This window comes from Enterococcus sp. 2G9_DIV0600 (assembly GCF_002140615.1).
GTDB classification, from domain to species: Bacteria; Bacillota; Bacilli; order Lactobacillales; family Enterococcaceae; genus Enterococcus_D; species Enterococcus_D innesii.
The window spans coordinates 1779462-1802024 of the sequence record NZ_NGLL01000001.1; the positions used below are offsets into that span (position 1 = coordinate 1779462).

At 42.4% G+C, this 22563-nt stretch carries 20 protein-coding genes and 1 other RNA gene; 5 read left to right on the top strand and 16 right to left on the bottom strand.

All coding sequences use genetic code 11. From position 1 onward, the window contains the following. Positions 1 to 204 precede the first annotated feature (204 nt). Complete coding sequence (locus A5870_RS08490; RefSeq protein ID WP_086292404.1) at positions 205 to 1875, bottom strand: formate--tetrahydrofolate ligase; 1671 nt, start codon at positions 1873 to 1875, stop codon at positions 205 to 207. Between the two features lie 208 nt (positions 1876 to 2083). Beyond that, positions 2084 to 2494: an EbsA family protein gene (locus A5870_RS08495; RefSeq protein ID WP_077453400.1), complete on the bottom strand. Its 411-nt coding sequence runs from the start codon at positions 2492 to 2494 to the stop codon at positions 2084 to 2086. Between the two features lie 65 nt (positions 2495 to 2559). Between A5870_RS08495 and A5870_RS08500 the strand changes: the two genes are divergently transcribed. Next, positions 2560 to 2976: a ribonuclease HI family protein gene (locus tag A5870_RS08500; RefSeq protein ID WP_086292405.1), complete on the top strand. Its 417-nt coding sequence runs from the start codon at positions 2560 to 2562 to the stop codon at positions 2974 to 2976. On the opposite strand, the gene cls is transcribed toward A5870_RS08500, so the two are convergent. The 4 genes from cls to A5870_RS08520 all read right to left on the bottom strand — a co-directional run bounded on the left by cls (position 2956) and on the right by A5870_RS08520 (position 9912). Next, positions 2956 to 4422 carry a cardiolipin synthase gene (gene cls / locus A5870_RS08505; RefSeq protein ID WP_081118676.1) on the bottom strand — a complete coding sequence of 489 codons (1467 nt, stop codon included), beginning with the start codon at positions 4420 to 4422 and terminating at the stop codon, positions 2956 to 2958. The two genes, A5870_RS08500 and cls, sit on opposite strands and share 21 nt — an antisense overlap. Positions 4423 to 4446: 24 nt before the next feature. Then, positions 4447 to 5589 carry a cation diffusion facilitator family transporter gene (locus A5870_RS08510; protein ID WP_086292406.1) on the bottom strand — a complete coding sequence of 381 codons (1143 nt, stop codon included), beginning with the start codon at positions 5587 to 5589 and terminating at the stop codon, positions 4447 to 4449. Positions 5590 to 5865: 276 nt separating this feature from the next. Beyond that, complete coding sequence (gene alaS / locus A5870_RS08515; protein WP_086292407.1) at positions 5866 to 8508, bottom strand: alanine--tRNA ligase; 2643 nt, start codon at positions 8506 to 8508, stop codon at positions 5866 to 5868. Positions 8509 to 8859: 351 nt separating this feature from the next. After that, a complete protein-coding gene (locus A5870_RS08520) occupies positions 8860 to 9912 on the bottom strand; it encodes a DUF7278 family profilin-like fold-containing protein (protein ID WP_081118679.1) in 1053 nt (350 codons plus the stop codon). Positions 9913 to 9982: 70 nt separating this feature from the next. On the opposite strand from A5870_RS08520, the gene A5870_RS08525 reads away from it, so the two are divergent. After that, positions 9983 to 10420, top strand: a complete 438-nt coding sequence (locus A5870_RS08525) for a GNAT family N-acetyltransferase (RefSeq protein WP_086292408.1) — start codon at positions 9983 to 9985, stop codon at positions 10418 to 10420. Between the two features lie 37 nt (positions 10421 to 10457). Here the strand turns inward: A5870_RS08525 and A5870_RS08530 are convergent, their stop codons facing one another. Together A5870_RS08530 and A5870_RS08535 are read right to left on the bottom strand one after the other, a co-directional pair. After that, positions 10458 to 11804: a DEAD/DEAH box helicase gene (locus tag A5870_RS08530; protein ID WP_005226134.1), complete on the bottom strand. Its 1347-nt coding sequence runs from the start codon at positions 11802 to 11804 to the stop codon at positions 10458 to 10460. Between the two features lie 58 nt (positions 11805 to 11862). Further along, the gene (locus A5870_RS08535; protein WP_086292409.1) at positions 11863 to 13026 is read right to left on the bottom strand and encodes a VanZ family protein; all 1164 of its coding nucleotides are present in this window, start codon (positions 13024 to 13026) and stop codon (positions 11863 to 11865) included. Positions 13027 to 13119: 93 nt separating this feature from the next. On the opposite strand from A5870_RS08535, the gene A5870_RS08540 reads away from it, so the two are divergent. Beyond that, positions 13120 to 13446: a hypothetical protein gene (locus A5870_RS08540; RefSeq protein WP_077453408.1), complete on the top strand. Its 327-nt coding sequence runs from the start codon at positions 13120 to 13122 to the stop codon at positions 13444 to 13446. A gap of 157 nt (positions 13447 to 13603) precedes the next feature. On the opposite strand, the gene A5870_RS08545 is transcribed toward A5870_RS08540, so the two are convergent. From A5870_RS08545 to A5870_RS08580, 8 genes are all read right to left on the bottom strand, one after another. Further along, positions 13604 to 13837 carry a hypothetical protein gene (locus A5870_RS08545; RefSeq protein ID WP_086292410.1) on the bottom strand — a complete coding sequence of 78 codons (234 nt, stop codon included), beginning with the start codon at positions 13835 to 13837 and terminating at the stop codon, positions 13604 to 13606. Next, a complete protein-coding gene (locus A5870_RS08550; protein WP_086292411.1) occupies positions 13834 to 14214 on the bottom strand; it encodes a hypothetical protein in 381 nt (126 codons plus the stop codon). The genes A5870_RS08545 and A5870_RS08550 overlap by 4 nt, the downstream gene beginning before the upstream one ends. Before the next feature lie 83 nt (positions 14215 to 14297). After that, positions 14298 to 14957, bottom strand: coding sequence for an HD domain-containing protein (locus tag A5870_RS08555; RefSeq protein ID WP_086292412.1), 660 nt, complete (start codon positions 14955 to 14957; stop codon positions 14298 to 14300). 148 nt (positions 14958 to 15105) lie between these two features. Next, positions 15106 to 16620 carry a carboxypeptidase M32 gene (locus tag A5870_RS08560; RefSeq protein ID WP_081118686.1) on the bottom strand — a complete coding sequence of 505 codons (1515 nt, stop codon included), beginning with the start codon at positions 16618 to 16620 and terminating at the stop codon, positions 15106 to 15108. Beyond that, on the bottom strand, positions 16617 to 17780 hold the full coding sequence (locus A5870_RS08565; RefSeq protein WP_086292413.1) for a THUMP domain-containing class I SAM-dependent RNA methyltransferase: 1164 nt from the start codon (positions 17778 to 17780) through the stop codon (positions 16617 to 16619). The genes A5870_RS08560 and A5870_RS08565 overlap by 4 nt, the downstream gene beginning before the upstream one ends. 66 nt (positions 17781 to 17846) lie before the next feature. Then, positions 17847 to 18212, bottom strand: an RNA gene (gene rnpB / locus A5870_RS08570) — RNase P RNA component class B. Positions 18213 to 18231: 19 nt separating this feature from the next. Next, a complete protein-coding gene (gene gpsB / locus A5870_RS08575; RefSeq protein ID WP_005226142.1) occupies positions 18232 to 18642 on the bottom strand; it encodes a cell division regulator GpsB in 411 nt (136 codons plus the stop codon). A 71-nt stretch (positions 18643 to 18713) separates the two neighbouring features. Beyond that, positions 18714 to 19259, bottom strand: a complete 546-nt coding sequence (locus A5870_RS08580; RefSeq protein ID WP_077453483.1) for a DUF1273 domain-containing protein — start codon at positions 19257 to 19259, stop codon at positions 18714 to 18716. 70 nt (positions 19260 to 19329) lie between these two features. Between A5870_RS08580 and recU the strand changes: the two genes are divergently transcribed. Together recU and A5870_RS08590 are read left to right on the top strand one after the other, a co-directional pair. After that, positions 19330 to 19968: a Holliday junction resolvase RecU gene (recU, locus tag A5870_RS08585; protein WP_077453414.1), complete on the top strand. Its 639-nt coding sequence runs from the start codon at positions 19330 to 19332 to the stop codon at positions 19966 to 19968. Next, positions 19958 to 22279, top strand: a complete 2322-nt coding sequence (locus A5870_RS08590; RefSeq protein WP_353615788.1) for a PBP1A family penicillin-binding protein — start codon at positions 19958 to 19960, stop codon at positions 22277 to 22279. The genes recU and A5870_RS08590 overlap by 11 nt, the downstream gene beginning before the upstream one ends. The last annotated feature ends 284 nt before the right edge of the window (positions 22280 to 22563 follow it).

Consider the following 22563-nt stretch of genomic DNA (forward strand, 5'->3'; position numbering starts at 1 on the left):
AAGTATACTTGATTATTAAAAGAAAGAAAATAGACTTTTGCTTGCTTCCTTGATTATTATAACAAGAATCCCTACTTTTATCTTCCATCACGTCAAATGAACAAGAAAAAGACGAATGCAGCGTGCATCCGTCCTATCAAATCATCTCTTTACGTTCTTTCGTTTCAAATGCCGCGAATGCCTTCTTTGTTTGTGACCGCTCTTTTAGAAAAGACCAATCGCTTGGCCATCAGAAGTCACGTCCATATTGATGGCGGCAGGTTTCTTCGGTAATCCCGGCATCGTCATCACGGCACCAGTCAAGGCTACGATAAAACCAGCACCTAGCTTGGGTACGAACTCACGAATGGTCACAGAAAAGCCTTCTGGTGCACCCAGTTGCTTTGGATCATCACTAAAGGAATACTGGGTTTTTGCCATACAGATCGGCAAATGATCCCAGCCCTGCTCTTTAAAGCTTTGCAACTGCGCCTTGGCTTTTGGTGCAAACTCAACCTCAGCCCCGCCATAGATTTCCCGCACGATCAAAGAAGCCTTATCCGCTAAAGGCAAATCGTCCGTATACAAGCGTTGGTAGTTAGCCGGTTTTTCCTCGATCACTTGGACTACCGCTTTTGCAAGATCCGTTCCACCCGCTCCACCATCTGCCCAAACAGCTGTCCGAGCGACGGTGACATCGATTCGCTGGCACAAGGCTTCAACTAATTCACGCTCCGCTTCGGTGTCTTGTGAAAATTCATTGAGGGCGACTACCACTGGAATCTGATATTTGCGCATATTTTCAACATGCCGTTTTAAATTACTGAAGCCCCGCTCTAATGCTTCTGTATTCTCAGTCCCTAGATCAGCGACAGCGACACCGCCATGCATCTTCAATGCTCTGATCGTTGCCACAACCACGATCGCATCCGGTGCTTTTGATAGATTTGGTGTTTTGATATCTAAAAATTTCTCTGCACCTAAATCGGCACCAAAACCAGCTTCGGTCACCGTGTATTCGCCTAAGTGCAAAGCTGTCTCGGTTGCGATCACACTATTACACCCATGGGCGATATTCGCAAAAGGCCCGCCATGGATCAGCGCAGGAGTTCCTTCGATTGTTTGGACCAGATTCGGTTTCAGAGCGTCCTTCAGTAGTAAAGCTAAGGCTCCTTGAACCGCCAAATCTTTTGCGTAAATCGGTTGTTTTTCATAAGAATAGCCAATTAAGATCTTTCCTAATCGTTCTTTTAAGTTATCAATGCTCGTTGCCAAACACAAAATCGCCATGATTTCACTTGCGACAGTAATATCAAAACCATCTTCACGAGGAACACCTTGTAATGGACCGCCTAAGCCAACGATCACTTGGCGTAACGCACGATCATTCAAATCGACAACGCGTTTCCATGTAACCCGACGTCCGTCGATCCCTAATTCGTTGCCTTGTTGGATATGATTGTCGATCAACGCAGACAAGGCGTTATTAGCAGCCGTGATCGCATGCATATCACCTGTGAAATGTAAGTTGATGTCTTCCATCGGTAGTACTTGTGCTTTGCCACCGCCAGTGGCGCCGCCTTTGATGCCCATTACTGGTCCTAAAGATGGCTCACGTAAGGCGATGACGGTTTGCTTGCCGATTTGATTTAACGCATCTGCAAGTCCAATGGTCACGGTTGACTTGCCTTCTCCTGCTGGTGTCGGACTGATCGCTGTGACTAAAATCAGCTTACCCAGTGGATTGTTTGCTTTTTCGTTGATTGCCGACCATTCGATTTTTGCTTTATATTTGCCATAAAGTTCCAGGTCATCCCCTGTTAAACCAAGTGGTTCAGCAATTTCAATAATCGGTTTAGGCTTTGATTCTTGTGCAATTTCGATATCTGATTTCATTTTTACCCTCAATTCACGAACTATTTAGCACTTTAAAAAAGGTTTTGTTTGCTATGGTCTTATTATACTTGATTTTATTCAGAAAGAAAGAGAGATTTTTCACACTTTTACAAGAAGTTTCACGGATCCTTTATGTAAACAAAAACAGCGTCTCTCCTAAGGCTGTACCGCCAAAAGGAGTGATCGCTGTTTTCTAGATTCCTATGAATTAGTCGTGGGTTTCGACCTGCACCCTTTTTTCAGGGATTTTTTCTTGAAAAAAAGTTTCTAACCATACCACATCTTTTTTACGTAACGTGAAGGTATACGTTCTTTGATGATCGGTAATGCTTATTAAACGGTTTTCAATTTGCCATTTTTCTATCTCAGACAGAGAGACGATCCTTTTCTTCCATATACGTGCGTAGCGAATCAGTAACACATCATTTCTAATGAGCAGACTCCGGTGGAGCCCCAGCCATACAAAAAAGAAGAAGACGGCTAAAACGAGGTTGCTTTTCCAATAAGGTCTGGTATTTTCTAACGAAAGAATCAAACTGATAAATAATATCATCATAGTGAACGACCAATAAATGATCGCTGTAGCAGCTTCCGGTTGCCAATACAATTTACGCTTCATAAAAGTTCCTCACAACATAAAATTTCTAGTATACTATCTTTATCATATCAAAAAAGGGTGAGACAATGTTAAAAGTTTATCTTGATGCTTCCACGAAAGGCAACCCCGGCCCTAGTGGCGGTGGAATCGTCATTGTCGGTACTGATCTGCATGAACAAATTGCGTTTCCGCTACCTGATTCCACCAACCACCAAGCAGAGTTCGCTGTGATGGTCAACGCGCTGCAGCTGTTGATTAACAAAGGGTTACAGGAACAGACAATTATGCTTTATACCGACAGCAAAGTCGTTGCGCAGACCATCGACAAGAATTATACCAAAAACCCTGCTTTTTCTGATTATTTAACAGAAATTCAATACTTGTTGAAACAGTTCTCTTTAGCGATCATCCAATGGGTCCCTGAGAGTCAAAACAAAGGTGCCGACCATTTGGCCCGCCAAGGATTAGCAAAAGCGATGAAATTAAAGGATCGGAGACAATAACCGAGAGAAGTTTTGTTTGAAGCGCAACCAGTAAGATTGCTTAGCCAAAATTTCATCCGTCAGTAATGTTGATTGTGCCATATCCTCTTCAAAGAAGCCTTTCAACGTTTGCGTGACATCGTGATCGTAGGCGAAGGCATTGACTTCAAAATTCAAGGCATAACTCCGAATGTCTTGATTCGTCGTCCCAAAGGAACTAATGGTATCATCCATCATGACCGTCTTCGCATGGAGGAAACCGTTGTTATAGATGTAGATTTTTGCACCACGGCGATGCAAGTAATTGGCATAATGCTGTGTTGCCCGATAAATGAATGGATGATCCGGCATACATGGAATCATGATTCGGACGTCTACACCTGAGTGGATGGCAATTTCCAATGCATTCATCATACTGTCATCAGGAATCAAATAAGGCGTTTGGATCCAAATCGATTCTTTCGCAGCCAAAATCATTTTCACAAAACCGCCTTTAAGGATTTGGGTCTCTGTTTCTGGACCGTCGGCGACAATTTGCAGATCAACATTTCCAGCAAGCTCTTTCGGTGGCAAAATAAAATAACGATCTTCGTATTCTAGCTGATCCTCTTCCTTTTGCACCGATGCATTCCAATCACGAATAAAAATCTCTTGTAGCGTAAAGCTAGCGGTTCCGACGATTCTTGCGTGGGTATCTCGCCAATAGCCGAACTTGGCCTTTTTGCCAAGATATTGATCACCAACATTAAACCCGCCAGTCCAGCCAATTTGTCCATCGATCACAACGATTTTCCGATGAAGGTGGTAATTTAGCCGTGTGTTACGAATCAGATTTTTCGAGGTGATAAATGGCACGACTTTTCCTCCAGCATCGATCAGCGGTTGGAAGAACTTGCGATTGGCTTTCGGTGAACCCCATGGATCATAGACCAAACGGACTTCCACGCCTTCACGGGCTTTATCGATCAAGATAGACAAGAATTGGCCACCGATCTCATCATTAAAAAATGAATAATACTCCACATGCAGGTTGTCTTCAGCTTGCTTCATATCTTCGAATAATGCTGCAAACTTTTCTTTGCCATCTGTGTAAAATTTCACCTTGTTTCCTTTAGTCAAGGGCGATTCATCTAGGTTCTTAAAATAGCGCTCCAATAAATGATTATCATCTGAGTAAGGATGTTCTGGAAAAGAATAATTGTGCACTTTGATGATTCGATTCAACTCATTGATCCTACTCTGATGATGCTCACTGAATTTATAAATAATTTCTCCATCGATTCCCCGTCCGCAAAACAAGTACAACAAGAACCCAATGCCGGGGATGAATACCAACGTCATCATCCAAGCAAAGACACTTGCAATCGAGCGTGGTTTCCGAAAAACAGTAATAAAAGCAGCAATCGTATTAATAAACAAAAGTGCCAATAAGACCGTGGAAATCATGCTCATATCCATTTTTATCATAGTTTCCTCCTATATCCTGTAACCCTATAATAGGTAACTATGGTCGAAAGCAAGCTTTAAATCATAGTCCCCTAGTGTTTCTTTGATTTTTTGTTTCAACATTTCTTCGATTTCTCGATCGCTATAAGCAGATTTTGCAGGAATCACTAAATCAAAAGCCAACAGATCTCCTTTGACCTGAAAATCATGCATCCGTAACTGTGGGTCAACGAAGCGAACGATCTTTGACACTTCTTTTTTTAGATGCCGATACTGCTGATTTTGAATTGGTACTGGATCAAGATGACAGACCAGGTCGACTTTCAAGGATTGGCGAAAATCTTGTTCAATCGCATCAATCACCTCATGCGCTTCTCGTAGTGACCAGGTTTCATCCACTTCGATATGCACACTGGCAAAACGATTTTTCGGCCCATAATTGTGAACCAGTAAATCATGGTAACCGAGAATCGTCGGATAGTGATCCAAGCGCTGCTCCATGGCGGAGACTTCTTCTTGCGTAGGTCGTGCCCCTAGCAATTCATTGATGAAAGATCGAATCATTTTAATGCCGCTGATCAAAATGTAGAGCGCAATCAGACAACCAACATAGCCATCGATTCGTAAACCGGTCAACCACTCGATCGTCGCTGAAAACAAAACCGCCCCTGTTGTATACACATCGTTGAGACTGTCTTGACCACTGGCACTTAGTGTTTGAGAGCCGATCAACTTAGCCAATCTGCGGTACATTGCTCCCTGCCAGACTTTGATCAAAATCGATAAAACCAAAACGATAAACAATAGTGGGGAAAGACGGATACTCGTCGGTTCCATGACGCGTTGCACAGAACTGATGAGAAATTGGCCACCAACAAATGTGATGATCAAAGATACCACGAACCCACTGATGGCTTCAAAACGCTCATGTCCATACGGATGTTCACTGTCGGCTGGTTTCGCAGAGATCCGAAAACCGATCAATGTTAAAATAGACGAGGCGGTATCTGAAAGACTGTTGATGGCATCGGCCATAATCGAAACAGACTGCGCAGATAAGCCAATGATAAATTTCCCTGCGAATAATAGGAGGTTGGAAAGCAACCCCAGACTACCTGCTAACTTCCCGATGGCTGTACGTTCGTAGACACCATTTTTTTTGCTACGTTTTAAAAAAAAGTTTAGCAAATCATCACCCTCTCAAAAAACCATCTTTCTTATTTTACCCCGAAGGAATTCAATTAAACAACTATTCGTATCGTTTTTTCGAAAAAAAAGCGAATTCCCTTCAATTATCAAACGCATTTTCAGATAACATTTAGGAAAAAGGAAAAAGATAACGGAAGGGTCTCCCCCTCCGTCATCTTCGTTCAAAAAAGGAATGTGTTAAAGACCTGCGCTCCTCTTTCATCTATCTTCTCAAACGAAAGAAACTTGCTGCACAGATTCAACCAGTGAGTGTGATTACTTGGCATCTAACCACGTTGCTGCTGACTCAAGTGCTGCTGCGATTCCTTCAGGATTCTTCCCGCCGGCTTGCGCCATATCAGGACGACCGCCACCGCCGCCACCAACTTTAGGTGCGATCTCTTTGATCAAATCGCCCGCTTTCAATCCTTTTTCATTGGCTGCTTTGTTCATGGCAGCTAAAAGATTCACTTTGCCATCATTCGCGGTAGCTAACACTAAAATATCAGAATGGTCTTTTTGTTTCCATTGGTCAGCTAGTTGACGTAATTGGTTCATGTCCTTTACAGTCACTTTTGCTGTGATCAGACGCAGACCATTTACTTCTTTGACATCTTTGAAAACATCCCCTGCTTGCTGGTTTGCTAACTTGCTGGCAAGAGCTTCGTTTTCTTTTTGCAGTTCACGCAGCTGCGCTTGCAGTTGTTCTGTTTTGGCAACGACTTCTTTTAATTGAGCGGATTTAACGATCCCTGCAATTGCTTTTAATTGCGTCTCTTCTTCATGCAATAGCGTATAGGCCTCTTGACTAGTCACTGCTTCGATCCGACGAACACCAGCACCGATCCCTGATTCAGAAACGATTTTGAAAATACCGATATCTTCCGTATTTGCTACATGGGTTCCCCCACATAATTCGATCGACCAATCGGCAACATTGACGACGCGAACGTCATGCCCATATTTTTCACCAAAGAGTGCCATCGCTCCCATGCCTTTTGCGGTATCGATATCCGTTTCGATCGTCACAACAGGGAGGGCTTCCCAAATTTTTTGGTTGACGATTTGTTCCATTTGGCTCAGCTCTTCGCTGGTCACTTGCCCGAAATGACTAAAGTCAAAGCGCAAATGTCCTGGAGCAACTAATGAACCTGCTTGGTTCGCATGGCTACCTAATACTTCTTTTAACGCTTTATGCAATAAGTGAGTCGCCGTATGATTTTTGATGATCTTATTGCGACGATGCTGATCCACTTGTAAGAAATAGTTCACGCCTTCTTGTAGTGGCGCTTTGACTGTAGCAGTATGCAAGAACTGACCGTTCGGTGCTTTCTTGACATCCGTCACCTCTGCTACGATCGTGCCATCCTCTGCTACGATCGTCCCTGTATCTGCAACTTGTCCACCCATCTCTGCATAAAATGGTGTTTCAGCAAAAATCAGTTTTGCTTCACCTGTCGAAACAGAATCATGTAACGCTTCGTCTTGGATGATCACTAATAATTCGCTGTTTGCTTCAAGTGAATCATAGCCAACGAAACGGCTGTCCACTTTGATATCCGTCAATAAAGCGGATTGTACGCCCATTGAAAGCTCCGTTTGCCGAGCCGCACGAGCACGGGCACGTTGTGCATCCATTTCTTGTTCAAACCCTTGATGGTCCACTTTCAACCCTTCGTCTTCCGCCACTTCTTCTGTCAATTCAACTGGGAAGCCGTAAGTATCATACAATTTGAAAATATCTTGACCAGCTAACGTATCTTGCCCGTCTGCTTTTACTTGGGCGATCACTTGATTTAAAATATCTAACCCTTCATTGATGGTTTCATGGAAACGTTCTTCCTCGTTGCGGATCACTTTTTCAATAAATTCTTGCTGCTCTAATACTTCAGGATAGTAGCTTTCCATGATCTCGCCAACGATCGGTACTAATTTGTATAAGAAGGCGGCATCGATCCCTAATTTTTTCCCATGCATGACTGCACGACGTAATAAACGACGTAAAACATAGCCACGGCCTTCATTTGAAGGCAGTGCCCCATCGCCGATCGCAAAAGAAAGCGCGCGGATATGGTCTGCAATCACTTTAAAGGAGATACCTGTCGTTTTGCTGTCGCCGTAGTTCACACGACCGCTTAAATCTGCCACTGCATTGATGATCGGCAGAAACAAGTCTGTTTCAAAATTGGTTGGTGCATTTTGAACGATGGAAACCATTCGTTCCAGCCCCATCCCCGTATCAATGTTTTTATGTGGTAGTGGTTCATAGGAGCCATCTGGTTGATGATTGAATTCTGAAAAGACCAGATTCCAGATTTCCAAATAGCGTTCATTTTCGCCACCAGGATAGTTTTCGGGATCATCTTCCGCTACGTCATTAAACTCAGGACCACGGTCATAGAAAATCTCTGAATCCGGTCCACAGGGGCCTGCACCGATGTCCCAAAAGTTGTCTTCAATCTCAACGATATGCTCTGGTGTTAAGCCGACTTCTTCTGCCCAGATCCGTTTTGCTTCCGTGTCTTTTGGATAAACCGTGACATATAATTTCCCTGGATCAAAAGCCATCCATTCTGGGGAGGTCAAAAACTCCCAGGCCCAATGAATCGCTTCATTCTTAAAGTAATCGCCGATCGAAAAGTTGCCTAACATTTCAAACATCGTATGATGTCTTGCTGTTTTCCCAACGTTTTCGATGTCGTTGGTCCGAATCGATTTTTGCGCATTGGTAATTCTTGGGTTTTCAGGAACAACACTGCCATCAAAATATTTTTTTAGCGTTGCCACCCCTGAATTGATCCATAATAGGGTTGGATCGTTGACTGGGACAAGGGACGCACTTGGTTCAATTGAATGACCTTTTGATTGAAAGAAGTCCAAAAACATTTGGCGTACTTCTGCACTGGATAATTGTTTCACGTTATTCTCCTACTTTCTTCTGTGTTCGCTTAAGATACAGGGGCTGACAAAATTGCTGGTAAGGCGCTCTTATGCCTGTCGAGACATTTTGACGATAAAAAAACACCATTGCAGAGCAAGGACGTCGATACGCGGTACCACCTTGCTTGCAATGATGTGACTCATTACCTCTTAGACTCGTTAACGCGGAGTGGACGGCAACATTTCTGCTGCAGTTGAGCACCAAAGGGAGCAATCCGTCCGAATTCATGTTTTTCTCTCAGCAATGAAAAACTTTCTGTAATGAATCATCAAACCGACCATATCCTTCGTCATTCAAAGTATAAGGAAATGTTTTGAAAAAGTCAATCCTCAAATCCGGTCTTTATTGATTAGGATCCCTTTGCGGTAACGATAGTTCTGGGGAGAAAGCTTTTGATCGGGCTGCAACATTTTCCGTGAACGGTAATAACTGGCATACGGCAATGCATCGAATAAGGGATGACCACAAATTTGCCAATTCTCCATTTTTAAAGACAAGCCATCTGTCAGCTCCCACGCATCCGCAAGCCCATAGGTGCAGCCAAATAAATTCGGTTCAAGCAATTCAGCGGTTGACAAAGAGACGCCATCATCGCAGGGCTTTTCATTGCCCCAGCGAAAAAGTCGCCGAGTCGCAGCACCGCAAACGTATTCCCATTGATCCTCTGATAGCAACTGAAAGCCTTGTTTATCTAACTGCTGTTTCAATTCTGTTTGACTGACGGATTCGTGGGTAAATAACTGATAGGTTTCCGATAACGGCTCGAGTGCAGCAAAATAGCGATTCTCTTCGTGATAAAAAGCGGGTAATTCCCAACGCAAGCTTTCCTCAAAGGACGCTGGTGCTGTGAATTGTGCCTTTAGCTCTTTTTCGAAAACACTGAATTGATCGACTAACCCGTGAAACTCCCCAGTGATCGTATTCAGCTGCCCGATATACCTTGCGCCAGCAGGCAGCGCACTTTTTTGGACTAGCATGGGATCAATTACAGCTTTGCGCAAAGGGCTCGTAGACTCATTGACAAAAATCCCCCAATCTTGGCTGGTTTCTAATTCATAGATGGTTTCCAGCTGGTGAATGATCTCGTTGGGTGCTGACTGCCAATTTTTACTCCAGCAAGTAGCCGGTAACCCTTGCACACCGAGATCCCAACCTAAGATCGCCTCAGAGTTCCCTGGTATAAAGACAAAGTCTTCGCCATCGATCGTTAATTCAAAGGTAGCACATTTCAACCCTGCATACGTCAATTGACTAAAATGGACATCGGTGATCTCCTTTAAAGGACTGACAAAATACATTAAAATTTGCTGGATCAGCTGTTCTTTGATTTCAAAGGACAGTGTCTTCCAATTTGACCATTGTAACGCCTCAAAAAAATCCACGTCATTTCTCCTCTCATCTGCTACAATTACTATATGACGAGTATACCACGAAAAAGGAGGAAAACGACTGATGCTTTATTTTGGACGCAGTCCGTGGATGCTACAAGCGGTTTTCGCCCTTCGGCAAGCTGTTTTTGTGGAAGAACAGCACATCCCTATAGAATGGGAATTTGATGAAAAAGACCAAACTTGTCCATACTTTCTTTGGCATGATGGAAACACACCGATCGCTACCATCAGATATCAATTCTCTACGCCAAATACCCTGCAACCTGACCGCTTTTGCGTAGCTAAAGCTTTTCGTCATCAAGGTTATGGAAGGAAGCTACTGCATTATCTCGAAATGCGTGGTGTCCAAGAGGGTGCCATCCAATCAGTTTTATCAGCAGAGATCGATGCTTGTGCGTTTTATGAAGCCTGCGGGTATCAAAAAACGTCCGATCCCTATACTGAAGATGGTGTATTGTGTGTAGAAATGACCAAACAATTAAAAACAGCAGTCAAGTAAGAGAACACCCCTTACATGACTGCTGTTTTGGTAACCATTAACTATTCGAATTTTTCTTGTTTTTGCGGGCAGTTCGAGTCGTTTGACGACGTTCGATCTTCCGTTTTTCTTTGTTCTTTTTATCAACAGCCCATTGAATTTTTTTCTTGTAGCCAGGCTTGATTTTTTTCTTCTTCTTCTTGACTAAGCCAATCAAGGTTGGGTCTAATTCATCACGAGATTTTTCCCGCTTTTGTCGACGATTCCGATCGTAAGTCGCAACGATCTCGCCGTTTTTGATTTCCTTCGGTTGGAAAACAACCCCTAGATCTTCGATGGCTTGGATTGCCCCTTCATCACTTGGATCATATAATGTAATCGCGGTCCCATCCATTTGGTTTCGACCTGTCCGACCAACACGATGGATAAAGAAATCCAAATCAGCTGGAATCTCAGCATTGATGACATGAGACACCCCTTCAATATCAATCCCTCGCGCCGCTAAATCTGTTGCGACCACATATTGGTAGTCCAAATTTTGCACTTGGCGCATGATCCGTTTTCTTTCACGAGGGCTGATGTCGCCGTGGATCTTCGCCACTTTTAAACCTTGCTCCTTTAAGTAATCCGTAATTTCATCCACACGGCTCTTCGTGTTGGCAAAAACGATGGCAAGATAGGGATGGCCTGTAGTCAATAATTGGTAGATCAATTTATTGGTATTTTTCCCTTTGGTAGAAATCAACCAATTCTCGATCGTATCAGAGATGACTGCTTTCGATTTGATTTCTTCGATCAATGGATTGGCCATGTATTTTTTCAAGAAAGGTCGCAATTTCTCTGGAATCGTTGCGGAGAAAACCAGCATTTGCAGTTTCTCAGGCAAACGCCCCGCAATTTGATCGACTTCTTCTAAAAAGCCCATATCTAAGGTCATGTCTGCTTCATCCACGACAAATACATTGGCAGTGTGAACCCCTAACGCTTGTTCGTTGATCATATCCAAGATACGACCAGGTGTCCCAATCACGACATGGGGCTGTTGGTTTTGCAGACGGCTCAATTGACGTTGCTTATCCGTTCCTCCGACGAAATTTGACACTCGAATTTCAGGATCATGAAATCCGCCGATTTGTTTTGCGGCGTGATAGATTTGCGTGGCTAATTCACGACTCGGTGCAGTGATCACTACTTGCACTTCATCTTTTTCGGCATCGATTTTATCCATCAACGGCAGTAAAAATGTATGGGTCTTACCACTTCCGGTCTGTGATTGCCCTACAACACTGCGGCCTTTTTGGATAACAGGTATCAGTTTTTCTTGCACTTCTGTTGGTTTAGAGAACTTTTTATCAGCAAGTGCTTCATAAATAAATGGTTGAAATTTAAATGACTCAAAAGACATTCAAACACCTTCTTTCTTTTAGCATCCTTTGGATTATAGCATATGTTGCCTTGTTTTCCTAACTTTCTTTTGTAATCGATTGAGGATCGATCGTACTGATAGTATACGTTGCACTGCGGCGTTCATAGAAAAAGCGGCTTTCTTTTTTTATTGCTGCCCACAAGAGATTCAAGTAAAAGCCAAACTGGATCAACCCAAAAATAACTACCATCAACAAACTAACGACTAAAAGCAGCATATTATCCGACTCAAGAAACGGTGCGAAAAAGATATTGACCCGACTGATGCTGGCATAAATCAGATAAAACAAGCCATAGCGTTTCAATAAAGCCCCCAAGCTAACACGCTCACGATCTTCTTGCATGATTTTGATCCGTACGAGTTTTTTTCCAATCGTTTGTCCTTTGGCAAGATAAGCCAACAACACAAAGTACAGCAACACTTCAAGAGCAAAGTACCAATAGTCCCCACTAAACTCTCGTACCGTCTGTTGAGTGAGCAAACGAACAGCGATCACCACAAGGAAACTGATCACATTCAGTATTCCCCAGTCGATCAACCAAGCAAACACCCTTCGTGTCACAGTCACCCGAGTGCCTTTTGCGTAAGAATCGGCATCCATTTCTTCTCTTGATGGCAATAAGAACGTAAAAAGCGGGGCGATCGTCCAGCCCACAAGCCCTCCAACTGTATTGACAAAGAGATCATTGACATCGAATAAACGATACGGACGAGGATAAATAAAATACAGTCCCGTCAACTGCGTTATTTCAAAAAACAACGTCAGACAAAAGGTCATCGCCAGTGTTTTAAAAAAAGAACACTTGAAGTAATAACGTAAGTAAACCCCGAATGGCAAGGTCAACAATAAATTAAAGAGAGGTTCTAGAAAGACCCCTTGTTTCATAGCGGGAAGATAGGTTTGCGGATCGTGAATGTTTAAGACGGTCTGTTGGACAAAATGTTGCCAGGATGCCCCTAACTGCAATTCCATCTTAGGGCCAGTCATCTGCGCTACCTCTTCGATCGAGGGCAATGGCAGGATAACTAAGAAATAGGCACACAATAAATAGAAGACAAACGAATACAGAACCAGTGCGCGTGACAAGATAAAACGACCGTATTTTCGATATTGGATAACAAAAAAAATCATTGATATCGCCAATGCTAGGAAAGGAAAAACCAGCAAGGCAACTTTTATTGGGGTAATATAAGCGGACATAAAGAACTCCTTCACGTTTTCTTTTTATCTTACACGCTATTTCCCAAAACGTAAATTTTGGAGTATCATAAAAGAAAAGGAGGTTAAAAAACCATGTTAAATCCCTATTTTGCCTTTGGCGTACCGGCCTTCCTCTTGGTTTTATATGCAGCTTTTGCTCTTTTTCGCCGGTCTTCCGATATACCCTACTTAGGATTTGTCCTATTCATCATTGCTGGTTTTCTGACTGGATTTAGTTTACAAGTCATTCAACAAGCCATCAATGAAGTGGCTAAAACATCTTTTCAGCACGTACAAGATACCCATCTTTACTCACCTTACTTATTAGCGATTCCATTGATTGTGGGGATTCTTTTACTTATAGTTAACTTGGTTCGCGGCTATCTAAAAGTCAAAAAAGTGCGCCTGCAGTCAAAATAAAAGCAGCCTACCTTGTGATACGAAGCAATCTGCTCCCCTTGCTTGAGGAATGAAATTGCTTCGTATTTTTTTGGTAAGCTGCCTAGATTGCTAAACCCCTTCTAAAGATCCAACCGCCACTCCCGTAGTAAAACAGTTTATCAACCACAAAAAGCGTTTATTCGTCGGCTAGTTCTTCATCCGGGTCTGTCTCTGACGTATCAGCAAAAGCTTCTTTCACATCATCATCGACTTGTTCCAACAAATACTGCCAGTCACTATTCGACACAACTACCACATCGATATTTTTTTCTTCATCGATCAGCTCGAGATTCGAAACATTCTCTCCTAACTGCTGGAATAGGTCAATCAATGTTTGGTCTTGTAGCGTTACGTATTCAGTCCGTTTCATTCTTCTTCCCCCCATGAATCAAAAAATTCATAAAACAAGATATCGAAACTAGTAAGATCGGTCATCTTTTGCAAAGTAGATAAATCTAAACGAATAAACGCTTTTTCCACTAATAAATAATGGTTTTCTTCCAACGCTTCTTCGATAAATGGTAAAATCTCTTCCTCGTCCCCTAACATTTCACTAGAGATTTGGTTGATTTGATCAAATAAGCGATCATCTTGTAACAAAAAGAATTGATCGTCGTAAAGATAGACTGCGATTTGATATTGCCGGATGGGTAGCTCAGCCTGAATGACAAAAAAACATTCCCCTGAATTGGAAATTGCTGGCAATAGTTCATTCGGTTGTAATGCCTGTTGGTAGTACATTTCCATCCCTCCTTTGTACTTACTATTATAAAGAACAACGTAAGAAAAAGGAAATAATCGAATTTTCGTTTAAAAAACTCTAAACAAAGCTATACATCCCATTCTGTATAAAATTCTTGCAAGAAATCTTTCATGAAAGCCACACGTCGCCGGGCTTCTTTTTTGCCATACGCCGTGGTCATCTTTTCGGGAAGCAAAAATAGTTTTTCATAAAAATGATTGATCACCGTGGTTCCTTTACGGTAATCCTGATGATCTTGAAACGTCTTTGGTGCTAAGTTACTGTCATGGATCGGATGTTGATGACTGCCACCAAAATAGCTCGTTCGTAAAATACCGATCGCACCTAAAGCATCGAGACGATCTGCATCACGGACCACACGTCCTTCTACTGAGGCTACCTGTGCCCCTTGTAAAAGTTCTTTTGAAAAAGATAGATTCTCAATAATAGAAAAAATTTCTTTCGTTTGTGCTTCACTGGCTCTCGCTGCGGTCAAACAAGCTCGCACCTCGGTATACGCCGCTGTGACATCCGCCACAACTTTATCATCCACTGTATCGTGTAAGTAGGCTGCTGCCTGAACGACAAAGGTATCAACCGTTAATTTGTCGGCATCGATGATGGCTTGACTTAATCCCGCCACTCGTTTGACATGATCATACCCATGTCCTGTGTAATCGTTCCCCAGTATACTCTTGGCATAAGCAATTACTTTGCTAAGATCTGCCGCATTGTTTTCCTTGTTCATCTCTCTCCTTCTTTCGATACGAAAGCAGCTAACCTGCTTTTTTTTCAATTGATGATAGCGCGAAAACGAAAAGAAGTTCAACAAAACGAGCTCCCACTAAACAGTTGAGGAGGCAACGCCTTGCGAAGCTTCTTTCCACTTGTTACTTTTAAGCGAAATCTTGCGTCTCGCTGATTTTATAGACACTAAAATAGATCTTACGTAAATAGTCTAATAGGTATTGAGGATTCAATAATTCATCCGTTGCATCTAAAATCAATTCATTTGGTTTCTTTGATGCGCCATATTGATGAATATTTTCAGTCAACCATTTACGAATCGGTGAATAATCATCTGAAGCCAAGACTTCATCGACATTGATTTCTTTTTCCATCGCATGAAGTAATTGTGCTGCATACATATACCCTAGAGCATAGGATGGGAAATACCCGAAGCTTGAACCTGACCAATGAACATCTTGTAGGATTCCTTCAAGGTCATTTTCTGGACGAATTCCTAAATATTCCTCGTATTTGTCATTCCAGATTTTCGGTAGTTCATCGATCGATACGGTTTCGTTAAAGATCATTTTTTCGATCTCGTAACGAATAATGATATGGATCACGTAGGTCAAACTGTCAGCTTCAATACGGATCAAGCTAGCTTTTGAGTGTTTTAAAGAGTCATAGAAAGTGTCAAAAGACACATCATCAAACGTGCCTTCCGCACATTCTTGGAAAAACGGGTATTGCTTTGCCCAAAAATTGCGGTTGCTGCCGATAATGATCTCATTAAACAGCGATTGGGATTCGTGGATCCCCATTGACGCCCCTTCATGGACCGGTGTTCCTTCGTATTTTTCGTCAATGTTTTGCTCATACATTCCATGACCGGCTTCATGAATCACACCGAACAGTCCCATTGAAAAGTCGTTTTCACTCCAACGAGTGGTCAAGCGCACATCGTTGTGGTTGATCCCAGTTGCAAATGGGTGGACCGTATTATCCAAACGACCACGAGAAAAGTCATAGCCTAAGTCGGCAATCACTTTTGAGATAAATTTGCGTTGTTGCGCTTCGGTCATCTTACGTGAGAGGATCGAAGTATCTGGCGCTGTTCCTTTTTCAGCCAATTGACGACGAATATCCATGATGCCGTCTCTCACTTGCGAGAAAACATTATCCAAGATCTCAACCGTCATATTCGGCTCGTATTGGTTTAACAGCACATCGTAATTCGTTCGCTCATTTTTTTTCCAATAAGGAATCAATTCTTTCGTCAAGCGAATGTTTTCAGAAAGTGCGTCTTTAAATAAAGAAAAATCTTTTTCTTTGCGGGCTTTCAACCAAGCAGTATGTGCTTTTGACGTAGCTGCTGAAGCGGCCATCGCTAACTCATTGGGCACATCTTTTTGCAATTCATACTCTTCTTTGACTAATTGATACGCCGCTTTCCCTACTTCAGATAATTCTTCTGGGTGCTTTCCAAAATAGCTGATCGCTTCTTGGATTGGTTCCCCAACTTTTTTGTCAAAATAGAGACCATATAAATAGCTGTCAACTTCCGCCCGGTAATCACTGGCTTTTTCTGGCATCCCCGTTTGGTTATCCCAGCCTAGGATCCCCATTGCTTGTTGTAATAGATCGATTTCTTTTAATTCTTTCAGAAATTCTTGTTCTTTCATTCAGCAGACTCCTTTTTGCGTGGCGGACGTTGTCCCCAGTATTGGAAGAGATCGGTACGAATCGCACCGTTGTATAATTTGCGTTTTTTTGTTGCTTTCTCACCATAATGCGTCTCGAAGGTCAAATCACTAGTTAAAAAGTACTTGCTCCATGTTTTAAGGGGCCGAAACACTTGGCCCATTTCTTGATACAATCGTTGAACAGATTCTTCTTCCCCTAAGCGTTCACCATAAGGAGGGTTAGCCACAACGACACCATATTCTTTTTCTGTTTTAAAGTCCTTAACGGCTTGTTGTTTGAAGGTGATCGAGTCTCCTAGACCGATTTCTTCTGCATTTCGGCGGGCGATCTCAATCATTCGACCATTGATATCTGAGCCAGTAATATCCAATTCGACATCATAGTCTGCCGCTTCATCTGCTTCTTTTCGTACTTTTTCAAAGACTTCTGCTGGGAACCAATCCCACGTTTCACATACGAATTCCCGATTAAATCCAGGGGCGATATTATGGCCGATCAAAGCTGCTTCAATACATAAGGTCCCTGATCCGCAAATAGGATCGACAAAAGGCTTGTCTTTGTACCAATTTGTCAGCATCACTAAAGCCGCAGCCATGTTTTCTTTCAGAGGTGCGCCCCCTTTTTCTAAACGATAGCCGCGTTTAAACAAACTAGGGCCAGTCGTATCCAATGTGATCATCGCATGGTCTTTCAATAAAGCGACTTCTAATTGGAAAAAAGCGCCCGTTTCAGTCAGAGGCACACTTGCCGGACGATGGTATACTTCTCTTAAGCGATTGACGATTGCTTTTTTGGTAATCGCTTGACAATCAGGCACACTAAACAGTTTTGATTTGATTGACTTTCCGGCTACTGGGAATTCAGCATCTAAAGGTAAAAAGTCTTCCCACGGTAACGCTTTAACTTCTTCAAACAACTGATCGAAAGTCAATACGTCAAATTCTCCGACGACGATTTTGATCCGATCTGCTGTACGGAGCCACAAATTCGCGGTAGCAATGGTCTCCATTGTCCCTTTAAAGCGCGCTCGGCCGTTTTCAACCTCACACTCGATCCCTAAATCCCGTAATTCTTTGCCCACAAGTGCTTCTAAACCGCTCGCAGCGGTGGCAATACAATTAAATGTTTTTTCAGTCATAACGCTCTCCTTCTTGATATAAAAAAACCTTCCGTTGCTGGAAGGATTCCCTGATAGGTTGTGATTTTCTATAAGCCATGTTTTGTCCGTATTTTCCTCAGGGAGAAGAAAACACTGGGTAATTATCTATCTGCAATTACTTGCCTTCTTGCTCCGTTCATTTCCGTGCAAAAAGTGCCCCTACCATTGTTTGGGTTGCTCGCTCGAGGGGTTTACCGCGTTCCACCAAGACGGTTTCCCGGCTTGCTTCGTCACTGTGGCACTTTCAAGGATACTTTGGCATAGCTTGCACCTTAGCCATTTTTCCTGCCGTTACTTTCTCAAGTACCCTAGCTTATGGTTTCGCTAGGCACGAACACTACAAGCGTCTCAGCTTGTGCGAGCATGGACTTTCCTCAGCATAATCGAGTTATGCCGCAATTACCCGAAAACCACAACTATCTTTGCTAAATTAGAATTGACGGGTTTTTTCGTTATCATCTTCAAAATCAGCATTTGTATAATTGCTGTTGTATGAAGAAGAACGAGTGACAGGTTCTGATTCACGATCAAGCTTTTTGCCAAAAACTTCTTTTTCAAGGTTCGACAAACGTTTTAAAATATCAAAGTTTGTGACTGTTTGGCTTTTCGGTGCTTCTTGTTGAACACGAGAAGCGATTGCTTGGTTTTTCGACAATTGATCGATTTTCGCTGTCAGACGATCATTTTCTTCTTGCAGGGCTAAGATCTCTTTATTGTAGCTTTCGTAGTCTTTAATGATATTATCTAAAAACTCGTCCACTTCCACTGGATCGTATCCACGCATTTTTGTTTTGAATTCTTGTTGCAGAATATCTTTTGGACTATAAATTAAATTTGCCATTATTTACACCTCATTGTTTATTCCAAATGGTTTTCACTTTCTAGACCATTCTAACAAAAAATACACGAAAATCAAAGTAAATTACTATCAAATGTTGCGTTTTGTAAATCATCCATTGTTATTTGATGAATAAAGTAGGGATTTTGCTCACTATAGGCTTTGGCATCTCTTAAGAAATAATTAGGTTTTCCTGGAAATTCATCATCATATAACACGAGCGCACCTTCGGTATGTTCAAGCAAAAACGCGGTGTGATTTCTTAATTGACTAGGATCTTGGTAAGGCTTATGGCTGGTGGCATTGACATAATCGGCAAATGACTTCGCTGTTTGCAGTGCCTGCTGATTTGTTTCGTTCCAATTTTCACCAAATCCTTCAAAGGGAAAAATGATTCCTAGTTTCAGTTCGGGGTATGTTTGTTTCAATTGTTCTGTGACTTCTGCGCACCATAGCTCTGCCCCAAGATTTCCGCTGATCAAGACCCACTCCAAGCCTTCTTCCAAATAATTCGTCAAGGCCGACATTATTACTTTCTTAATAACTGCAATCTTGGGATCTTTTGCTTGAAAGACACCTAATTCATAATTACGATAGCCAGTAAAGTATAAGGTTTTCATTGTTTCTCTGGTCATCTCTTTTCTTTCCAAACGACTTTTTGGTATAATGTTGCCTAGGAGTGTGAACAACATGGTTATTCGTTACCCGAATGGACAATCTACTACCTATGATGACGGCAAAAAACAAAAAATGCAAGAAAAACTAATAAAGCCAAAAACGTATGCCAATCGTGGGATGCGTTTTGAAGAAGCGATCAATGAAAGCAACCTTTATTATTTAAATCGTAAACTTGCGGTCATTCATAAGAAACCGACACCAGTTCAAATCGTCAAGGTAGATTATCCGAGAAGAAGCGCCGCAGTAATTAAGGAAGCCTACTTTCGAGAGGCCTCTACCACCGATTACAACGGTGTTTATCAAGGGCAATATATCGACTTTGAAGCGAAAGAGACTCAAAACAAAACGTCATTTCCCTTTAAAAATTTTCATCCACACCAAATCAAGCATATGGAAGACTGTTTGGAACAAGCAGGATTATGTTTTGTTCTTTTATGGTTTTCTAGTCTACAACGCTGCTTTTTCTTAGATAGCAAGTGCTTAGTTTCTCAGTGGCACCTGCAAAAGGAAACCGGAAAAAAATCAATGACGTTGACCTATATCGAAACCAATGGGATCGAAATCATCCCCACCATTGCGCCGCGTATTCCTTATTTAAAAGCAGTTGATCAATTTTTAACGATGAAGGAGAATGATGAGTATGGCAAATGAATCACAATCGAGGACCTCTCGGCATGATTCTAAGAAAGGTACTGCTAAAAAAGCATCAAAGCCCCCTAAAGCCAAAGGCAAACGAAGTATTGGGAGTATTATTTTAAAAGTGTTTATGGGCCTATTTTTCTTAGGCTGTATCGGGATTTTATCAGGAATGGGGCTGTTTTGGTGGTATGCCAAAGATGCGCCAGCACTTGATGAAACACGTTTGGATTCGACTGTTTCTTCACGTTTTTATGCCTCCAACGGTGAATTGATCACTGAATTCGGAAGTGAAACGAGAGAAAAAATCACGGCAAGTGAGATCCCCCAACTGCTAGAAGACGCGATCGTCTCTGTTGAAGATCGTCGGTTCTATCAGCATATCGGGGTCGATCCGATCCGGATCGTTGGTTCTGCATTATCCAATGCCACAACCGGCGGTATGCAAGGCGGAAGTACCTTGACCCAGCAATTGATCAAGCTGTCCTTCTTTTCTACCAGCGCCGAAGATCAAACATTACGAAGGAAAGCACAAGAAGCTTGGATGGCGGTTCGGCTTGAACAAACCAAATCAAAGCAGGAAATTTTGACTTACTATATTAATAAGGTGTATATGTCCAACGGGGTTTATGGAATGCAAACAGCCGCCATGAAGTTTTACGGCAAACCTTTGGCTGAACTAGATCTTGCCCAAACTGCCTTAATAGCTGGTTTACCAAATGCCCCTTCTGCTTTTGACCCTTTCGCTCATCCTGATAATGCGAAAAGTCGTCGAGATGTGGTTTTGGGCGCAATGCTTGAAAACGAGAAAATCACGCAAGCAGAATATGATGCCGCCGTTGCCGAGAATATTCAAGAAGGCTTGCAGAAAAACCCACGAGAAAATCAAGAGTGGAAATACTTTGATAATTACTTCAACGAAGTGATCGCAGAAGTTAAAGAAAAAACCGGCAAAGATGTTTATACAGATGGTTTAGATATTTACACCAATGTCGATATCGATGCACAAAAACGGTTATATGATATCGTCAACAGCGATGACTATGTTAATTATCCAGACGACAAGATGCAAGTTGCCGCTACCTTAGTTGATGTCAATACGGGCAAAGTCACGGCTCAAATCGGTGCCCGCAACGTTGATGATGTTCTCGCAAACAATCTGGCTGTCAACGTCGCTCGGGACTTTGGATCGACCGTTAAACCGATCACAGACTACGGCCCTGCCTTCCAATTTTTACAAGACTCTACCGGTAGAATGATTTTAGATGAACCTTATACTTACAAAGGAACCGATATCCCTGTGTACAACTGGGATCGCCAATATATGGGCAACATCACGCTGCGAACTGCTTTAGCAGAATCTAGAAATGTACCAGCAGTGAAATTGTTTGATGAAGTTGGTGCGGATAATATCGCAGACTTTCTTAGCGGTCTAGGTATCGAATACCACACGATCACTCAATCTAATGCGATTTCCAGCAATACGGATAAATTAGATGGCACAAAATATGGAATCTCCAGCCTGAAAATGGCCGCTGCTTATGCTGCGTTTTCAAATGGCGGCACCTATTATGAACCTCAGTATGTCAATAAAATCGTCATGCAAGATGGCACAGAAGATGAAGAATCCTTTAAAGTTGATGGTCAAGAAGCAATGGATGATACCACTGCTTATATGGTGACAGATATCTTGAAAGATGTTATCTCCGTCGGTACTGGAACCAACGCGCAAATCGATGGTTTGTACCAAGCAGGGAAAACGGGAACTTCCAATTACACCGATGACCAGCTAGCACAACTTGATACATCGAATGGTGCCTACCCTGATATTACTTTTGCCGGCTATACTCCCTCCTACTCATTGGCGGTTTGGACCGGATACAACGACAAAATGACACCTATCACTGATAGTAGTACCCATGTGGCTTCTGATGTTTATCGAGAATTGATGCAATATGTTTCTGCTTCTGTAGAAAACAAAGACTGGACAATGCCAGATGGTCTGACACGGATCGGAAATGAACTTTATCTTGAAGGAACTTATACCCAGCCGACCTATTCGGCACCAAGTTCTTCTAGCAGTAGTTCCTATGTTGAACCTTCGACATCTTCTACAGAAAGCAGTGAGTCAACCGAATCTAGTTCAACCGAGTCCTCAAGTGAAGTGACACCACCAGTATCGACACCGGATGAGGATGATTCATCATCGGTCGTTACACCTCCTGCTTCTAGTCAGGACCCTGGCTCAACAACACCTTCCAGCAGTGAAGAAAATCCTTCCTCACCGCCGGATCCGCCAGAGCCAAACGATGGCAATTCCGAATAACTGTGAATAGCGAAAAACAGTAGATCAACGTTTGATCTACTGTTTTTTTTTGAATCACTACCATGAAAAAAGAAGCTTACTTTTCAAGCTCTTAAAAAATAATCTCTTATCAGATAACTGATAGACCTGCTTGTGCATTTCATCAAACAAACCAATCACATTTTCTTTCGCCTTGTTGACTTAATAAACTCTCTTTGGAATGATCATGAATCCCCTCGATTCGCATTTTGGTCTTAAGAATCATCTGTTCTGGTCTGATCTTTGCCTCTTGAATCACTCGGTTT

Excerpts from the sequence above, each read along its gene's own strand:
- A5870_RS08525 (WP_086292408.1), top strand. The coding sequence starts at position 9,983 with ATGCTTTATTTTGGACGCAGTCCGTGGATGCTACAAGCGGTTTTCGCC.
- A5870_RS08550 (WP_086292411.1), bottom strand. The coding sequence starts at position 14,214 with ATGGAAATGTACTACCAACAGGCATTACAACCGAATGAACTATTGCCA.
- A5870_RS08495 (WP_077453400.1), bottom strand. The coding sequence starts at position 2,494 with ATGAAGCGTAAATTGTATTGGCAACCGGAAGCTGCTACAGCGATCATT.
- A5870_RS08500 (WP_086292405.1), top strand. The coding sequence starts at position 2,560 with ATGTTAAAAGTTTATCTTGATGCTTCCACGAAAGGCAACCCCGGCCCT.
- A5870_RS08545 (WP_086292410.1), bottom strand. The coding sequence starts at position 13,837 with ATGAAACGGACTGAATACGTAACGCTACAAGACCAAACATTGATTGAC.
- A5870_RS08565 (WP_086292413.1), bottom strand. The coding sequence starts at position 17,780 with ATGACTGAAAAAACATTTAATTGTATTGCCACCGCTGCGAGCGGTTTA.
- recU (WP_077453414.1), top strand. The coding sequence starts at position 19,330 with ATGGTTATTCGTTACCCGAATGGACAATCTACTACCTATGATGACGGC.
- A5870_RS08535 (WP_086292409.1), bottom strand. The coding sequence starts at position 13,026 with ATGTCCGCTTATATTACCCCAATAAAAGTTGCCTTGCTGGTTTTTCCT.
- A5870_RS08555 (WP_086292412.1), bottom strand. The coding sequence starts at position 14,957 with ATGAACAAGGAAAACAATGCGGCAGATCTTAGCAAAGTAATTGCTTAT.
- cls (WP_081118676.1), bottom strand. The coding sequence starts at position 4,422 with ATGATAAAAATGGATATGAGCATGATTTCCACGGTCTTATTGGCACTT.
- A5870_RS08560 (WP_081118686.1), bottom strand. The coding sequence starts at position 16,620 with ATGAAAGAACAAGAATTTCTGAAAGAATTAAAAGAAATCGATCTATTA.
- A5870_RS08540 (WP_077453408.1), top strand. The coding sequence starts at position 13,120 with ATGTTAAATCCCTATTTTGCCTTTGGCGTACCGGCCTTCCTCTTGGTT.
- gpsB (WP_005226142.1), bottom strand. The coding sequence starts at position 18,642 with ATGGCAAATTTAATTTATAGTCCAAAAGATATTCTGCAACAAGAATTC.
- A5870_RS08590 (WP_353615788.1), top strand. The coding sequence starts at position 19,958 with ATGGCAAATGAATCACAATCGAGGACCTCTCGGCATGATTCTAAGAAA.
- A5870_RS08490 (WP_086292404.1), bottom strand. The coding sequence starts at position 1,875 with ATGAAATCAGATATCGAAATTGCACAAGAATCAAAGCCTAAACCGATT.
- A5870_RS08580 (WP_077453483.1), bottom strand. The coding sequence starts at position 19,259 with ATGAAAACCTTATACTTTACTGGCTATCGTAATTATGAATTAGGTGTC.
- A5870_RS08530 (WP_005226134.1), bottom strand. The coding sequence starts at position 11,804 with ATGTCTTTTGAGTCATTTAAATTTCAACCATTTATTTATGAAGCACTT.